The organism is Novipirellula herctigrandis (genome assembly GCA_007859835.1).
GTDB lineage: Bacteria > Planctomycetota > Planctomycetia > Pirellulales > Pirellulaceae > Novipirellula_A > Novipirellula_A herctigrandis.
On the sequence record SJPJ01000001.1, the window covers coordinates 4,386,926 to 4,402,850 of the forward strand.

13 protein-coding genes and 1 tRNA gene are annotated in these 15,925 nt (G+C 52.2%); 7 read left to right on the forward strand and 7 right to left on the reverse strand.

The window, feature by feature from the left end; all coding sequences use genetic code 11:
• The first annotated feature begins 75 nt into the window (after positions 1-75).
• The 5 genes from tuf (at position 76) to rplK (ending at position 3,465) form a co-directional block, all read left to right on the forward strand.
• Complete coding sequence (gene tuf, locus CA13_RS16305; protein ID WP_146398349.1) at positions 76-1,272, forward strand: elongation factor Tu; 1,197 nt, start codon at positions 76-78, stop codon at positions 1,270-1,272.
• 162 nt (positions 1,273-1,434) lie between these two features.
• Positions 1,435-1,507: transfer RNA gene (locus tag CA13_RS16310), tRNA-Trp, on the forward strand.
• A 119-nt stretch (positions 1,508-1,626) separates the two neighbouring features.
• On the forward strand, positions 1,627-2,070 hold the full coding sequence (gene secE / locus CA13_RS16315; RefSeq protein ID WP_146398351.1) for a preprotein translocase subunit SecE: 444 nt from the start codon (positions 1,627-1,629) through the stop codon (positions 2,068-2,070).
• 177 nt (positions 2,071-2,247) lie between these two features.
• On the forward strand, positions 2,248-2,964 hold the full coding sequence (gene nusG / locus CA13_RS16320; protein WP_419195118.1) for a transcription termination/antitermination protein NusG: 717 nt from the start codon (positions 2,248-2,250) through the stop codon (positions 2,962-2,964).
• Positions 2,965-3,039: 75 nt separating this feature from the next.
• The gene (gene rplK / locus CA13_RS16325) at positions 3,040-3,465 is read left to right on the forward strand and encodes a 50S ribosomal protein L11 (RefSeq protein WP_146398353.1); all 426 of its coding nucleotides are present in this window, start codon (positions 3,040-3,042) and stop codon (positions 3,463-3,465) included.
• A gap of 91 nt (positions 3,466-3,556) precedes the next feature.
• On the opposite strand, the gene CA13_RS16330 is transcribed toward rplK, so the two are convergent.
• From CA13_RS16330 to CA13_RS16360, 7 genes are all read right to left on the reverse strand, one after another.
• Positions 3,557-4,636, reverse strand: coding sequence for a nucleoside hydrolase (locus CA13_RS16330; RefSeq protein WP_146398355.1), 1,080 nt, complete (start codon positions 4,634-4,636; stop codon positions 3,557-3,559).
• A gap of 360 nt (positions 4,637-4,996) precedes the next feature.
• On the reverse strand, positions 4,997-6,340 hold the full coding sequence (accC, locus tag CA13_RS16335; RefSeq protein ID WP_146398357.1) for an acetyl-CoA carboxylase biotin carboxylase subunit: 1,344 nt from the start codon (positions 6,338-6,340) through the stop codon (positions 4,997-4,999).
• Positions 6,341-6,350: 10 nt separating this feature from the next.
• The gene (accB, locus tag CA13_RS16340; protein WP_146398359.1) at positions 6,351-6,854 is read right to left on the reverse strand and encodes an acetyl-CoA carboxylase biotin carboxyl carrier protein; all 504 of its coding nucleotides are present in this window, start codon (positions 6,852-6,854) and stop codon (positions 6,351-6,353) included.
• A 167-nt stretch (positions 6,855-7,021) separates the two neighbouring features.
• Positions 7,022-8,107: a M24 family metallopeptidase gene (locus CA13_RS16345; protein WP_146398361.1), complete on the reverse strand. Its 1,086-nt coding sequence runs from the start codon at positions 8,105-8,107 to the stop codon at positions 7,022-7,024.
• 4 nt (positions 8,108-8,111) lie between these two features.
• Positions 8,112-8,975 (reverse strand): leucine-rich repeat domain-containing protein, encoded by an 864-nt coding sequence (locus CA13_RS16350; protein ID WP_146398362.1) that lies wholly within the window; start codon positions 8,973-8,975, stop codon positions 8,112-8,114.
• Between the two features lie 367 nt (positions 8,976-9,342).
• Positions 9,343-10,047, reverse strand: a complete 705-nt coding sequence (locus tag CA13_RS16355) for a 3-keto-disaccharide hydrolase (protein WP_146398364.1) — start codon at positions 10,045-10,047, stop codon at positions 9,343-9,345.
• 121 nt (positions 10,048-10,168) lie between these two features.
• Entirely contained in the window at positions 10,169-12,571 is a 2,403-nt protein-coding gene (locus CA13_RS16360; protein ID WP_146398366.1) for a heavy metal translocating P-type ATPase, read from the reverse strand.
• Between the two features lie 261 nt (positions 12,572-12,832).
• Between CA13_RS16360 and CA13_RS16365 the strand changes: the two genes are divergently transcribed.
• A complete protein-coding gene (locus CA13_RS16365) occupies positions 12,833-15,553 on the forward strand; it encodes a hypothetical protein (protein WP_146398368.1) in 2,721 nt (906 codons plus the stop codon).
• 93 nt (positions 15,554-15,646) lie between these two features.
• The gene (locus CA13_RS16370) at positions 15,647-15,892 is read left to right on the forward strand and encodes a hypothetical protein (protein ID WP_419194446.1); all 246 of its coding nucleotides are present in this window, start codon (positions 15,647-15,649) and stop codon (positions 15,890-15,892) included.
• The last annotated feature ends 33 nt before the right edge of the window (positions 15,893-15,925 follow it).

Below are 15,925 nucleotides of genomic sequence, written 5' to 3' on the forward strand. Positions count from 1 at the left end.
CGGAATTCAGGCTGAGGACGGGCATGTTCGCCCCGAATCAGTTACGTGTTGGTCGAGTGTAGGTGATTTAGAACAATGGCTAAGGAAACTTTCCAACGGACAAAGCCCCACGTCAACGTCGGCACTATTGGCCACATTGACCACGGCAAAACGACCACGACTGGTGCTATCCTTGCAGTGCAAGCTGCTAAGGGTCTAGCGAAAGCAAAGGGTTACGCTGATATCGCCAAGGGCGGTACCGTGCGTGACTCAACCAAAACGGTAACGATTGCGGTTGCTCACGTTGAGTACGAAACCGAAAGTCGTCACTATGCCCACATTGATTGCCCGGGCCACGCTGACTTTGTTAAGAACATGATCACCGGTGCCGCCCAGATGGACGGAGCGATTTTGGTGGTCTCGGCCGCAGACGGCCCTATGCCTCAAACCAAAGAGCACGTCCTGTTGGCTCGCCAGGTTGGCGTTCCTTACATCGTGATCTTCTTGAACAAGTGTGACTTGGTCGACGACGAAGAGTTGCTGGAATTGGTGGAGCTCGAGGCTCGCGAATTGCTTAGCAAGTATGGCTTCCCCGGCGACGATGTTCCTGTTGTTCGCGGTTCGGCGCTTCCTGCCTACAACGATCCTGCGGATCCAGAGAAGAGCAAGTGCATCAGTGAATTGATGGACGCTCTTGACTCGGCGATTCCAGAGCCTGTACGCGAAGACGACAAGCCATTCTTGATGGCAATCGAAGACGTATTCTCGATCGAAGGTCGTGGAACGGTTGCTACCGGACGTATCGAGCGTGGTGTAGTCAAGGTTGGCGAAGAAGTCGCTATCGTTGGTCTTTGCGACACACCTGTGAAGACCACCTGCACGGGCGTCGAAATGTTCCGCAAGGAAATGGGCGAAGGTCGCGCCGGGGACAACGTCGGTTGCCTGCTTCGTGGTGTTAAGCGTGAAGACATTCAACGTGGTCAATGCTTGGCCAAGCCAGGTTCGATTACCCCGCACACCAAGTTCGAAGCAGAAGTTTACTGCTTGAGCAAGGAAGAAGGAGGCCGTCACACGCCATTCTTTAGCGGTTATCGCCCTCAGTTCTACTTCCGTACAACGGACGTGACTGGAACGGCTAACTTGATTGATGCTGAAATGTGCATGCCTGGGGACAACGTCAAGGTCGAAGTTGAGCTTCACAAGCCCATCGCAATGGACGACGGTGTTCGATTCGCGATTCGCGAAGGTGGCCGTACGGTTGGTAGTGGTGTTGTAACGAAGATTCTTTCGTAGAACCCGCTTTTGTGGAAAATCAAAAACTGATGGCCAACGGGGTGTTTCTGCCTTCGTTGGCCATTGGCATTTTTGCGTGAATTCGTTAGGATTCCACGATTGGTGGCCGAATCACTGAAGAATCAATCGCGGATGCTTCGGAAGATCGGCCCAAAATTACCTAGGGGTGTAGCTCAATTGGCAGAGCACTGGTTTCCAAAACCAGCGGTTGAGAGTTCAAGTCCCTCCGCCCCTGCTTTTCGTCATCAAGCGATCATTTTTATCAAACACGTCCTCTTAGTACGCATCGATTTTCAGCTAGCGAAGGATTCGCCAGCAATCGGTAACGCCAGGGATTATTTTTAGGAGCAAACGGTGTCACAAGACTTTGGCGGGACGAGAAACGTTCCATTGACCAGCGAATTGTTCCATACCTCGGTTTATAAGCCAAACCAAGGACGGATTGTTCGGCAAGTAACCTGCTTAGCCATTTGGGTGATTGTCGCCCTCGGTTGCTGGAGCCTATACGCCACCCTGCGCGGCTATTTTCCATCGACCTCCTACGCCGCTTCGGCAATCGCCGGTGCGTTAGCCGCAATCGGTGGTTGGATCGGCTATCGTTTAGTGAATTGGCCGCAATTCGCGGACTTTTTGATTGCGGTTGAAGCGGAGATGAACAAGGTCACGTGGCCGAGCAAGGATGAATTGATCCGAGCGTCGATCGTCGTGATCTTTACGATCTTTTTCCTTGCGATCGCATTGTTCTCCTTCGACGTGATATGGCAATTCATATTCAACTTCATTGGTGTAACTAGCTAGCCGCATTGGCGGTATAAGTCTCGGTGGAAATCGAGGCGGTTCCTTCACCAAGCAACCTCGTTTTACCACTCTACCGGCAACCAAATACCGGCAACCAAACTTTCCGGCAAAATCGTGAACGACGCTGATCCCATTAAAGACGAAACCACCACGCCCGAAGACGCGCAGGAGCATCCTGTGTCGGACGAGTCAACTCCATCGGACGAGTCAACTCCAACGGACGCCGATGTGGTAATGGAACCGCTCGCCGGAAGTGACGAGGACGACGATTCCTCTGCGCCGGCTCCGCCGCCGCCTGCGGCCAAGCCAAAAATTGCCAAGCCGAAAGTGGATGTGGCCGAAGAGGTCGAAGCAAAGATGGATTGGTACATCTTGAAGGTTGCTTTCAATCGCGAAGATTCGATTGCGGATGCACTTCGCAAACGAGTCAAAATGGAGGGCATGTCCGAGTTCTTTGGTGAGATTATCGTTCCGACAGAGGACGTTGCTACGTTCACTCGAGACGGAAAACGTCGCGTCACCAAGCGGAAGTTGCTTCCTGGATACATCATGGCAAACATGATTATCAATGACGATACATGGTTTCTGGTCCGTGAAACGGGCGGAATCAGTGACTTCACTGGCTCGGCAGGAAAACCGATGCCGATGGAACCGTCTGACATCGAACGGTTTGTTAACAAGCCAGAACTCGATGATGAAGACGAAGCACCGATCAAGACCGCAATCCCGTTCAAAATCGGTGATCGAGTGCGAGTCAAGGAAGGCAATTTTGAGAACCAAGAAGGCGATGTCGATGCCGTCGACGAAGCCAATGGTCGCGTGACCGTGATTATCAATATCTTCGGACGAAGCGTTCCGATGGAATTGGATCATTGGCAAGTGGAACCGCTTTAAACGGTGCTGAGTTTAGTACCAATATCCTTAGACAAACAACGATTCAATCAAACGTATAACTGAAGAAATAGAACGATGGCAAAACAAGTAACTGGGGTCGCAAAATTTCAAGTCCCTGGCGGACAAGCAACTCCCGCTCCTCCGGTTGGTACTTCGCTCGGTAAGTACGGCGTCAACCTCGGACAATTCGTCCAGGGGTTTAATGACCGGACCAAAGAATACAACGGGACTCCGATCCCTGTGATTGTCACAATCTACAACGATCGTAGTTTTGAATTTGTGACCAAGAGCCCTCCTGCGGCTTCGCTTCTAAAGCAATCCGCTGGGATCGCTAAGGGAAGCGGTGTTCCGAATAAGGACAAGGTTGCCAAGGTGACTCGGGCTCAATGCGAAGAAATCGCCCAAAAGAAGATGGCAGATCTGAACGCCCGCGATATCGATCACGCCACCCGCATGATTGAAGGCACTGCCCGTAGTATGGGCATCGTGGTAGAAGGCTAAGGCGCGTTAGACACGCCACCTTATCAACATCAACGAGTTTGCCCTTTAGAGTGTGGCAAAGCACGCAGCGATTGCTTTGCCGTTGACTCAGCTAAAGGTTGGACGTGAGTCGCTCCGTGATGTGGTCTTTGTACTTATCGAGGTTTTTCCACCTCATCGCACAACGAACGTCGTGACCGTCGACCTCATTGATCAAGGTCACTCCCGTATCGTTGATCGATAGCGACAGTGTTTCCATTTCCATAAAGTCTTCTGAATACGCCATCGTCACAGCGACCAGGTCAAACAGGGTCGTGCTCTTGGTCGTTGGGTTCGGCTTGGCATTTAGCCATCGAACACGTGTCAACCAGGCGCGGTAGTTTGCCATTAGTTCCTTGATCCCACGCGCCGGGCTGTTGTAGATCGTCCTGTAGCGGTCACCATCAAGGTTTACGATCCCGCAAGTATCAAGCGGTGTGATCGAACATTCCCAGTCGGCCGCAAACGTGTCGCGCAAAGGCTCGATGCCATTCCTTACATTCGCCTCGGGGACCACCGGCAAGTGTCCGCCGTAGCCAACGTGGATTGCACCATGCATTCCGACGAATCGAGCGTTCTTGCAGATCGACGGATCACGACGTAGTGCTTCGGAAATGTTGGGTACGGCTCCAACGCAAATCAGTGTTACCGGTACCGGTGACGTTTTGATGGTTCGGATAATCGCATCTGCGGCATCTTCGGATATCGGTCCCTCGTACGAGGAGTAATGATAATCGCCTACCCAATCCTGTTGATTGCCCTTGCCGTCGCGACGGCCTACGGAAATTGCAAGCGGGACATCTTGGCGACCTACTTCGGTTAGAAACTTGGCGGCTAGTGAGGTTCGGTAGTCGCCCAGTCTGGCGTCGGTCGCAAGTAGCTTTAGGTCCAATTCAGGGCACTTAAGTAGATAAAGAAGTGCCCATGTATCATCAATGTCACCGCCGATATCAGTGTCGAAAATGACGGGAATCTTGCCGGCCGATTTGATCAACGCAAACGTGTCCCTGTGAGTGGGAACCGAAGACTTCCCAGTTGTTTTTGATGAAGCGTTTTGGGCACAGCAAGTACTATTTGAATGAAACGAGGATGTGATCGCGGAGGCAAAAGAGGCCGTTGAGCCGAGATTGAATTGACGACGTGAGAGTTTCATGGTGGGAGCCCTGAAGCGTTAGGGACAAAGGGTGAGGAGCTTCTATTTTACCGGTTCGGATCTGACGGTGTTGCGGCCAGGCAAACGACCGCGCAGCAACCGATAGGACCAGAAGAGGGGGGGGGGCAATTATGGCGTTTCGGCTGGATCCATGGAGCTTCGTTTAGTTGGTGCGACAGGATCCGTCTGGGATCGCGGCGCCGAAGCACAGTTCCCAGCCTACAATGGGGCCAGCCTATGTGGGGGGGCCCTGACTGCAATGGGTCGCACGACAATGTGAAGAAAAGCGGGAGCTTGGCCTTGGTCGCATCCAAGCGGGTTCACGTCCCCGCTCTGGCAAGACACCGGCGGATTTTTCGCCTAATCTACAAATTCGCGTTCGACGAATTTTGTATCGTGAAGGCCATCGACGAATTCGGGGTGCTGAAGCACTTTGTCATGGAACGCAGCGGTGGTCGAAATCCCTTCGACCTGTAATTCATGAAGAGCTCGTCGCATCGTCGCGATTGCTTCTTCACGCGTGGGGCGATGAACGATCAATTTTCCGATCATCGAATCGTAATAGGCTGGCACGGTGTACCCAGCATAGACATGGGAATCGAATCTGACCCCCAATCCGCCTGGGATGAAGATGCTTTGAATCTTACCGGGATTCGGCTGGAAATTCTTCTCAGGGTTTTCTGCGTTGATGCGGCATTCGATCGAAACGCCGCGGCACTCGATTTCGTCTTGCGAGAACGACAGCTTCTCGCCTGAAGCGACCCGGATTTGTTCTTTGATCAAATCGATTCCGGTGATCATTTCACTGACCGGATGCTCGACTTGGATGCGCGCATTGACTTCGATGAAGTAGAAATTGTTTTCGGCATCAACGATGAATTCGACCGTTGCTGCGTTGGAGTATTCAGCGCCTCGGATCATTCGGACTGCCGCTTCGCAAATCGCTGCTCGGCGGTGTTCAGGCAAGCTTGGGCTTGGGGCTTCTTCGATTAGTTTTTGGTGTCGCCGTTGGACGCTGCAATCCCGTTCGAACAGGTGGCATACGTTGCCGTGCGTATCGGCGATAACTTGGACTTCGATATGTCGTGGTGATCCGACGTAGCGCTCGATGTAGCAACCGCCGTTACCGAAAGCGGCTTCGGCTTCGGTGCGAGCTTGGCTAAACGCGGTCGCTAGCGTTTCTTCGCTTTCGGCGACTCGCATCCCTTTACCACCACCGCCTGCGGTCGCTTTGATCAAGACGGGGTAGCCGACTTTGGCGGCTGCCGCGATCGCGTCCTCGTTGCTTTCGACTAGCCCTTCGCTACCGGGAACGACGGGGACATCGTTGGCAATCGCCATTTTGCGAGCGGTATTCTTATCACCCAGCTTTTCCATTGCTTGAGGACTCGGCCCGATAAACTCAAAGCCGCTCGCTCGGCAAACTTCATTGAAGTGTGCATTTTCGGCGAGAAAACCGTACCCGGGGTGGATCGCATCAACGCCAGCGACTTCGGCTGCTGCGATGATTTGATCAATTTTGAGGTAGCTTTCGTTGCTTCGTGGTTTACCGATACAGTAAGCTTCGTCGGCGAGTCGTACGTGCATCGAATCCGCGTCCGCCTGGCTGTAGACAGCGACAGACCTGATGCCCATTTCACGACATGCTCGGATAATTCGCAATGCGATTTCGCCACGGTTGGCGATCAGAAGTTTTTTGATCACTGGATGTTGGCTACGCGTTGGGGTCAATGCGGAACATGGGTTTGCCGAAGTCGACCGGTTGTTGATCGTTGACGAGAATTTCTACAACCGTGCCGCTGCATTCGGCCGGGATTTCGTTGAATACCTTCATCGCTTCGACGATGCAAACGATCGTGTCTTGGTTAACGCGTTGGCCTACTTTCACGAACGGCTCGGATTCGGGTGTCGCTTTGGAATAGAAGGTACCCACCATCGGCGCGTTGATCGTGATCGTACCGGCATGCATATCCTCCGGCGGTGCTGCGGGGGTAGCGGTAGCCGGTGGGGCCGCGGGCGTCGGTGCCGCGTAACTTGCGGCCGGAGCGCCTCGGTTGAGTTTGATTTTTTCGTCGCCTTGTTGGAGATCCACCTCCGACAATTCGTGTTCTTCCATTAACTCGATAATCGTCCGTAGCCGTTCAATGTCGAACACGTTCTGGCTCGGCTTTCCGCCTTTACTCATATTTGATTCACCGTCAGAAAGATTGACGTTCATGGTTAAAAAGGGTGACTTTGGGTTTAAAAAGTGGGGCTTACCCTTGGTTGATCGCGGTTGCAGTTGCGGAAAAAAGGCTAAATGGGCCCTTTGCCCTCCATTGATCCGCCGGTGAAAGAGAGGTGCATACCCCGCTTAAACCCATAAATCTTACGCGAATGCAAGTTTTACAGCACTAGTCGACAATCATCGAGACCCTTTGGCAAGCCGCTGAGGACTTCACAGCCGGATTCGGTCACCAAAATATCGTCTTCGATGCGAATTCCGAATTCGTCTTTCAAATAGACTCCCGGTTCGACGGTAATGATCATTCCTGGGGTTAATGTTTGTTCACAGCTGGCGGACATGCGAGGCGATTCATGGATTTGGAGGCCAATTCCATGTCCAAGCCCATGATTGAACAGGTGGCCGTAACCCGATTTTCCCAAGCTTTCTCGGGCAATTCGGTCGATCTCCTTCCCGTGAGCTCCCGGTTTCATCGCTTCGATGGCCGCCAATTGAGCTTCAAGTACGGCCTGATAAGCTCGCTTGAAAGTGTCTGAAATAGGGCCAATGGTCATTGTTCGTGTCAAATCGCTGGCGTACCCCTCAAAGTTGGCTCCCCAATCGATCAGGACGGTCCCTGAGGCGGGGAAAAAAACTTCTGCTGGATGGTAGTGCGGCAATGCACCGGCAGCGTCAAACGCCACGATAGGCTTGAAACTTGCCGCATCGGCACCGAGAAATCGCATTTTCGCTTCAAGCTCATGAGCGATCGCCCGTTCGGACCATTTGGGGGAAAGCATTGGAATCAAGGATTGAAAAGCTCGTTCGGCGATCGACACGGCTTTTCGAATCGTGGCGATTTCCTCACTGTCTTTGACCATTCGCAACGATTCGACAACCGATTGGGTTTCGACCCAGTGGACATCAGGGCATTTGTGGCAAAGTTGACGGTATTGCCCGAGCGTCATTTGGCCCGCTTCGATCCCAATCCGTTTGTACGTCGAATTGCAAAGGACGTCTTGCACCAAATCCAGAATCATTTGGCTTGGTGGACGGATGGCCGTTTCCATGCCGGGGCATTCGCTGGCAAGTTGAATCGCGTAACGACCATCGCTGAGCATTTGCGTGCGAAGGTCGGAGATCAATAAGTAGGAACTATCCCCCGTGAACCCAGACAGATAACGAACATTGATTTCATCGGTAACAAGTAACGCATCAATTTCGAGTGAATCGAGTACGGGCCGAAGTCGGTCGATGCGGGTGGACATAGAGTTAGCGATGTTTGTGGTATTTGGGGTCGTAGTCATGATGCAGTTGGTTCACATGCACGTGTAATTCCGGGTGCTGGGTGTAGAGCCATCGCCATCCTGATTCGGTCACGGCGCTGTTATCAAGGTAAAGTGATTCGAGATAGGGAAGCGTTGTTAGCGTTTTAAGCCCTTCATCGGAAATCGCAATGTCGATTAGGTGAACGCCACGCAGGGTCTTAAGTTCCGCGATTTCACGAGTCACCTCGTTGCCCAAGTTGCTCGAACCAAGTCGAAGTTGTCGAAGTTCCGGGATCGCCTTTAAGGCTGCGACCCCTTTGGTCGTACACACGGAGTGTGGCAGGTTGAGGAACCAAAGTGATTTGCAGCCGGAGAGCGTTACCATTCCATCGTCACCGATGGGCGAAAGCCTCAGCCGAAGGTGTTGAAGCTTTGGCAAGGACTGCAAGACTGCCAACCCCTCGTTGGTGATGCGTCCTTGATCCAATATTACGGTTTCGAGGTCTGGGTGGTCAGCAATTTGTTGGAGCATTTCGTCACTGACCACAAAGCTATCAATATGAAGCTGTTTGCTTTTTTCTCGTTTAACCCGTAGCAGTTGTTGTTTCAGTTTAACCGAGGGAAGCAATTCAACCTTTTCAACAATTTCGGTTTCAATAAGCGAATTGTGGGTCCAAGCCAAAGCACCGAAAAAGCAAATCGCCAATAGAACGACCAACACGAATCGCCGCCGCCGTTGTCCCGGTAGCGAATTGTATTCCTTTACTGCGGAATCTAACGTTTCAAGATCCGGTGTTTCGGGTTGGGATTCGGAATCCAAATCGATAGGGTTTCTAGGCAACTCGGATTGGGGCGATTGCGCTTCCATGGTGCGGATTATGGGGCAAGGAGTGGATCAAGAACAGGGTAAAAAAAAAGCACCGAGGCGATTGCGATTTCTTATTCACAACGCCCCGGCGCGTAGGTGGAAGCTTCATCGTGGAGTAGCCTAACGAGACGATTGACCCAGAAACCGTCGTGCTAAACCGAAATTACTCCGACACTCGTTGGGGAGGCCAGCGAACGATTCCCGCAAATGCGTTCGCCAACGATGAAGTTCCATAAAGGTTGATGGGTGTCACTGTCTGAATTCGTTCCTAAACAAGTGATTGCTAGAAGTTGGATTAGCACCCTAACCAATGGACTGTCAACGTCGATTTATTGGCCGATTCAAAAGAACTAAGAAATAACGAGTTTCACGCACCCAACGGTTTGTATTTCACGTTTCGGAACCAAATGGGGGCTCCGGCGTGTTTGCCTTGCAGACCAATTCTTCCCTTGGTTTGCAGTGTGCTGAAAGGGCGACTGAGCCACGGAGGGATCTCGCTGCCATCAGGATTTTGCTTCGCCGAAGTCCACTTGCTCATGTCCATCGAAGTGACAAGCTTACCATTAAGAACGACATCGATTTGCTGACCTTTACAGTAGACCGTCATCCGATTCCACTGGCCTGGTTTCTTAACAACGGATTCGGATGCAGGCAAATGACCAAAAATCGCCGCACATTGCCATGTCCGCGGTTTGGACGACCATTCATCTGCGAAATCATCGGCAATTTGGATTTCGACCGAATTGGGAATCCAATTGTCTGTGTCGGTGCAATAGACAACCACGCCGCTGTTGGTCCCCTCGGCTGTTTTGAATTCCAGATCCAAAGCGAAGTTTTCACGATCATCCGAAGTCCAAATCGCTTGGTCTTCTGTGGCCGTCCAAACGCCATCGCTATCGACTGACCATACGCCATCGGGCTTCTCTGCGTCTGACAAATCATCAGCAAACAGGTTCGCCCAAGAATCCGTCGAGTCGGGGTGAGTCAATGGGGCGGCAGTTGTTGCGGTGGCATCCTCGGCAAACACCGAGAAACAAGGCAGAGCCAGGATTAGGCAAAAAGCAATACGCATGAAAAAAGAACTTTTCAAAGGAAGGGGAATTTTGGAGATATTGAGTTTCAAAGAAATCCTATCGTAGCTAGCTGCGGACAAACAACCATACCATCGGTTACCCACCCGGAATCCAAACGCATCAGGAATTAACGAGTTTCGCGTTTCTTAGCCGTAGGGCGTTGGTGATGACCGAAACGCTACTAAGGCTCATTGCCGCAGCCGCAATCATGGGGCTAAGCAGCACGCCGAAAACGGGGTACAGAAGTCCTGCGGCTATGGGGATGCCGAGTGAGTTGTAGAGAAAAGCGAACCATAGATTTTGACGAATGTTTTTCATCGTCTTTCGGCTTAGAGTTTCCGCTGCTGCGATTCCCCGCAAATCGCCTCTGACTAACGTCACACCTGCTGATTCCATCGCCACGCCAGTTCCAGTGCCCATTGCAATACCAACATCTGCCTGAGCCAACGCGGGCGCATCATTGATTCCGTCGCCCGCCATCGCAACAACGTGTCCGTCGCAACGCAGCTTTGCAACAAAGTCGTGTTTTTCTTCGGCCGAGACGCCAGCGTGATATTCATCGATGCCCAATTTCGTCGCTACCGCTTTGGCGGTGGCTTCGGCATCACCGGTTAACATCACGATTTTCAAACCGAGGTCGTGAAGTGTCCGTAACGCGGGCGAGGTGCTTTTCTTGATCGGATCCGAAATTGCCATTACAGCCACAAGCTCTGTGTCCACTGCAACAAAGATCGCGGTACTTCCCGATTGTTGGTGCGGCTCTGCGATGCGTTTAGCGTCCTCGATCGCAGTCACGCTCAGGTTGGCCAAAAACTTCGCTTTTCCAATTCGCACTTTGCGGCCGTCGACGGTTGCCTCGACACCACATCCGCTGACACTTTGGAAATCGGTCGCCTCGCCGATCGGGATTCCTTCTGTTTTGGCCCGCCGCACGACCGCGTCTGCCAAGGGATGCTCGCTTTGATTCTCGACGGCTGCGGTGAGCGACAACACGTCCGCTTCGTCCCAATTGCCCATCGTTTCGATCGACGTCAGTTCCGGACGACCTTGTGTCAACGTTCCCGTTTTGTCCACGATCACCGTATCCACTTTCTCCATCAACTCAAGCATCTCGGCATTCTTGATCAACACGCCCTCTTTTGCTCCACGACCCACGCCCACCATCACTGACATTGGCGTAGCGAGTCCGAGTGCACACGGGCATGCAATGATTAGCACAGCGACCGCAGCAACCAATGCATGAGCCAATCGTGGATCCGGCCCAAACAATGACCAACCGATAAAAGTCAACACAGCACACGCAATGACTGCGGGAACAAAGTAGCTTGCCACCGTGTCGGCGAGCTTTTGAATCGGAGCTCGGCTACGTTGTGCATCGAAGACCATTTGAACAATCCGGCTCAGGACCGTATCGTTTCCGACACTCACGGCTTCGATCACGATCGATCCCGATTGATTGAGTGTTCCGCCCGTGACATCGTCGCCGGGAAGTTTCTTTTCGGGCATCGGTTCGCCCGTCAACATCGACTCGTCAACCGTCGTTTCCCCACGCAAGACTCGCCCATCGACAGGCACCTTTTCTCCCGGGCGAACTCGCAAGTGATCACCTTTCTTGACTTCTTCAAGTGACACTTCGCTGTCTGTTTCGCCCATTTCCGATGGGTTACTGATCCGATGCGCCGATTCCGGCGTCAGTTTCATCAGTTCGCGAATCGCCCCACCGGTTTGTTGGCGTGCGCGAAGTTCAAGGACTTGGCCCATTAGCACCAACGTGATGATGACTGCGGCAGCTTCGAAGAAAAGTGGTGGTGTGCCATTTTCAAAGAACGCTTCGGGAATCACGCTCGGTAAGAATGTCACGACGACGCTAAAGCAATACGCGGCAAGTGATCCAACTACGATCAACGAAAACATGTTTAAGTTCATCGTGCGAAACGAATTGACGCCGCGTACCAACAGCGGCCAACCGCAATAGAAAACAACAGGCGTCGCGAAGGCCAATTGCAGAAGACCGAAAATTTGTGACGGCATCCAATCGAGCCATCTCCATCCAAGCATCGGCCCCATCGCTAGAAATAGCAGCGGCAAGGACAACGCCACACCAATCCAAAACCGCCTCTTCATGTCGGTCAGTTGCGGGTCATCGCCCGTATCGCTGACATCCAAAAATTTCGGTTCCAAGTCCATCCCACAAATCGGGCAGTCACCAAAGCCAACTTGCTCGATTTCCGGATGCATTGGGCAGGTAAAGATTGCATCGTCGGCGACATCGGCCGGATCCCAGTCGGCTTTTGCATGGTCACCGCCACAGCAACTGCCGTGCGAGCCGCATGCTGATTCGCCGCTGGATTGTCTTTCCGCATGTCGGGCCAACACTTCGCTAGGCGATGCATCGAACTTGGTTTTGCAGCCGCTACAACAGAAAAAATAAGTGCGGCCTTGGAATTCGCTTTTCGCAGACCCTGCGGGGGAAACTTGCATTCCACAAACAGGGTCGGTCATCGTGATTTGGGAGAAGGACATTGACAGGTTAAAAGGGAGAAGGGGTTAAGTCTAAACCGAAGGAACAAGATTTTGTCAAAAGTCGAATGGCTTTAGTCATTCGTCATTGTGTTTTGTTTCTTGAATTATGGCAAATTGGACTTCGAACTGAACTTCGACGGGGCGACCACATCCGCGTCGCCCACTAACGACACTTCTACATGCTCTCATCCGCCTTCGGAATTTATTAGACTAGAGGACCGCTCATTCAAATACCCCCTTCCTCATGACAGGCTAATTCCGATGCCTTTTTCACAACTGCGTCACAAGCTACGGATCGTCGCATTCTTATTTGCCACCATCACACCACAATATTGTTCCGCCGAGTGGGTTTGGATCGAAGGCGAATCGGCAACTGAATCGAATGCAAGCCGTCATCCTTGGTATGCGGATGTAAAAAACGAGCTGCTATCGGGAGGCGATTTCCTGAGCCACTTCAACGATCAAGATGCTGCGGAAATTGAGTACAAAATCGATGTTCCTGCTGCGGGCAAGTATGAGTTTTGGATGAGAGCAAATCCAGTTCGAACTCGGTTGTCGTACAAATTGGAAGATAGCGATACGGCAGCGACGGATTGGAAGGAGATCGATGTAAGCGATTCCAGCATTGGCAATGTGAATATAGCGTCTGACAACAAGCCCGACCTGCGGTTTTTAGCATGGGCGCACGTGGGGGCATTCGATTTGCCCAAGGGTGCCGTGACATTGCGTTTTCGAATCGACAGTGAATTGAGCAATCACGGTTCCATCGACTGTATGATTTTGACGACCGAACGCTTTATACCGCAAGGAATCTTCAAGCCTGACGAGATTGAAAAGGCGATACAGACTGCAGCGAAAGAAAATGAAGGCTGGGTGCCGCTTCGTCCAAAACACGATCCCTTCGACAATTCCGCTCTTTTGGATTTGCGTTTCCTGAACGAATCTGTCGCCGGTGAAGGTGGCTATATCAGCGTGAAAGATGGCGAATTTGTCCATCAGCGAACGGCAGAGCCGATCCGATTTTGGGCCGTAAACGGTCCAGCGAGCAAGGACGTTGATGGATTGAGACGCGAAGCGAAATTGCTTGCCAAACGCGGCGTCAATCTTGTCCGAGTTCATGGTGGGTATTTTGACAATAGCGGAAACGTCAAAATGGAAGCGATCACGCATGCTCACGAAGTTGTTGACGCAATGAAAGCCGAAGGGATCTATTCTCACTTTTCCATCTACTTTCCCCTTTGGCTGACCCCGCCCGCCGATAGCGAGTGGTTGGACGGGTACGATGGCAAGCAGTATCCGTTTGCTTCGTTGATGTTCAACCCGAAATTTCAAGCCACCTATCGCCAGTGGTGGAAGGCGTTGCTGTTGACTCCAAACGCTCACACCGGAAAACGATTGATCGATGATCCCGCCCTCGCGGGATTGGAAATACAGAACGAAGATTCATTCCTGTTCTGGACATTCGATGCGAAAAATATTCCTGATCCACAGTTGCGGATTTTGGAATCACAGTTTGCCGATTGGTTGATAACACGTTACGAATCGCTCGATGCCACCAAGAAGCAATGGAAGGATATCGCGTCGCCGCGAGATGCGTTTGACGAGGGGCGAGTTGGTTTTCGTGGACTTTGGAATATCGTCAATGACAAGACGCTACGCGACAAAGACACCGTTCGATTCCTGGTTGAAACACAGCGATCGTTTTACGAACAAACCTATCGGTTTTTACGCGAACTTGGATTCAAAGGCGTCATCACCGCGTCCAACTGGGCTACGGCCGACGCGGAGGTGCTCGGTCCATTAGAAAAGTACACTTACACCGTCACCGACTTCATCGATCGTCATGGCTACTTTGGCTGCCAAAACCGCGGCGACAACTCCGCTTGGTCGATTCGCGACGGACATACATACGTAGACCGTAGCGCTTTGCGGTTTGAGCCGGAGAATCCCAAGGGTGAGAATGCTACGCAGCAGAAGCAGTTTGTTCATCCAGTGATGGATCCGAAGTACGACGGAATGCCGTCGATGATTTCCGAAACCGCTTGGAACCGTCCAAATCGTTACCGCAGTGAAGCCCCGCTGTATTTGGCCGTCTACGGTTCTCTTCAAGCGGGAAACGGCATCGTCCATTTCGCGCAAGATGGGTCGCAGTGGGCTGTGAAGCCCGGATTTTTTATGCAACCCTGGACTCTAATGTCACCCGCCACGATGGGCCAATTCCCCGCCGCCGCAATGATCTACCGCCATCGACTGGTGACTCCCGGGGCCGTGCTGGCGGAGATAAACCTTGAAGTGGAGAGCCTGCTCCATTTGCAGGGGACACCGTTGCCACAAGGTGCGTCGTTTGATGTCTTGAGATTAGCGGATGTCCCCAAGGGTACCGATATCAAATCGGGCAATGTCATCGATCCGCTAATCCACTATGCCGGACGGACGGTGGTTAACTTTGTGGATCAGCCCACCAAGTCGCGAATGGCACGACTCGACGAACTTATCAACCGAGATAAGCAGACCGTCATTAGCAGCACGCGAGAGGTGCTACTAAATTACGGCAAAGGAATTTTGTTTGTCAACGCACCGGCTGCCCAAGCAGTCAGCGGAATGTTGTCCGATGCAGGCGATGTTTCGCTGAGAGACATCGTCGTTGGCTCCGAGATGGAACTTGGTCATATCGCGTTAGTCAGCTTGGATGCAAAACCAATCAGCAACTCGCAAAAGATGTTGTTGCAAGTGATGTCGGAAGAAAAGAACAATCAATTCCGATCGACACCCGTTGGCGATGGTACTCGTCGAATTGAGAGCATTGGCCAAGACCCATGGTTGTTTCGCAACCTAAGCGGATACGTCAAGTTGAAGCGAGTCGATGCGAAACAAATGCAAGTCATCGCACTCGATGCTAATGGCTACGCTGTTGAAAAGCTGGGCACAGCCGACAACATCCAACTTCGCCCCGACACGATGTATTATCTGATCCAACAGTGACGCAATCTCACACCTTTGGCCCGAGCAGAAAATAACGCCGCCCATCAAGTTGGGGCGGTTCCGACGCCTATACTTTGCTTCGAGAACGCGCGGGTGCAGGCACGCGAATCGGAATCCGGTTATCGCAATTTGCCTTTCTTTCTTGATCCGCCGAGTGCAATGGCTTCCTGGGCGGCCAGCGATGTGGCGATTCAGTTGACATCCATCGCTGATGAGCGCCGCCCAGACGTGCAAGATGGCCTCACCCCAGTCGCCGTCGTCAAAACATTTTTCGGTCCCTTTGACACGATGATTCATCTCTTTCACCTGCGACTCAATCAGACAGCTCATCGTCGGTAATCCAGCGGTGCGATCGCTCGGGCAGTCCATCCG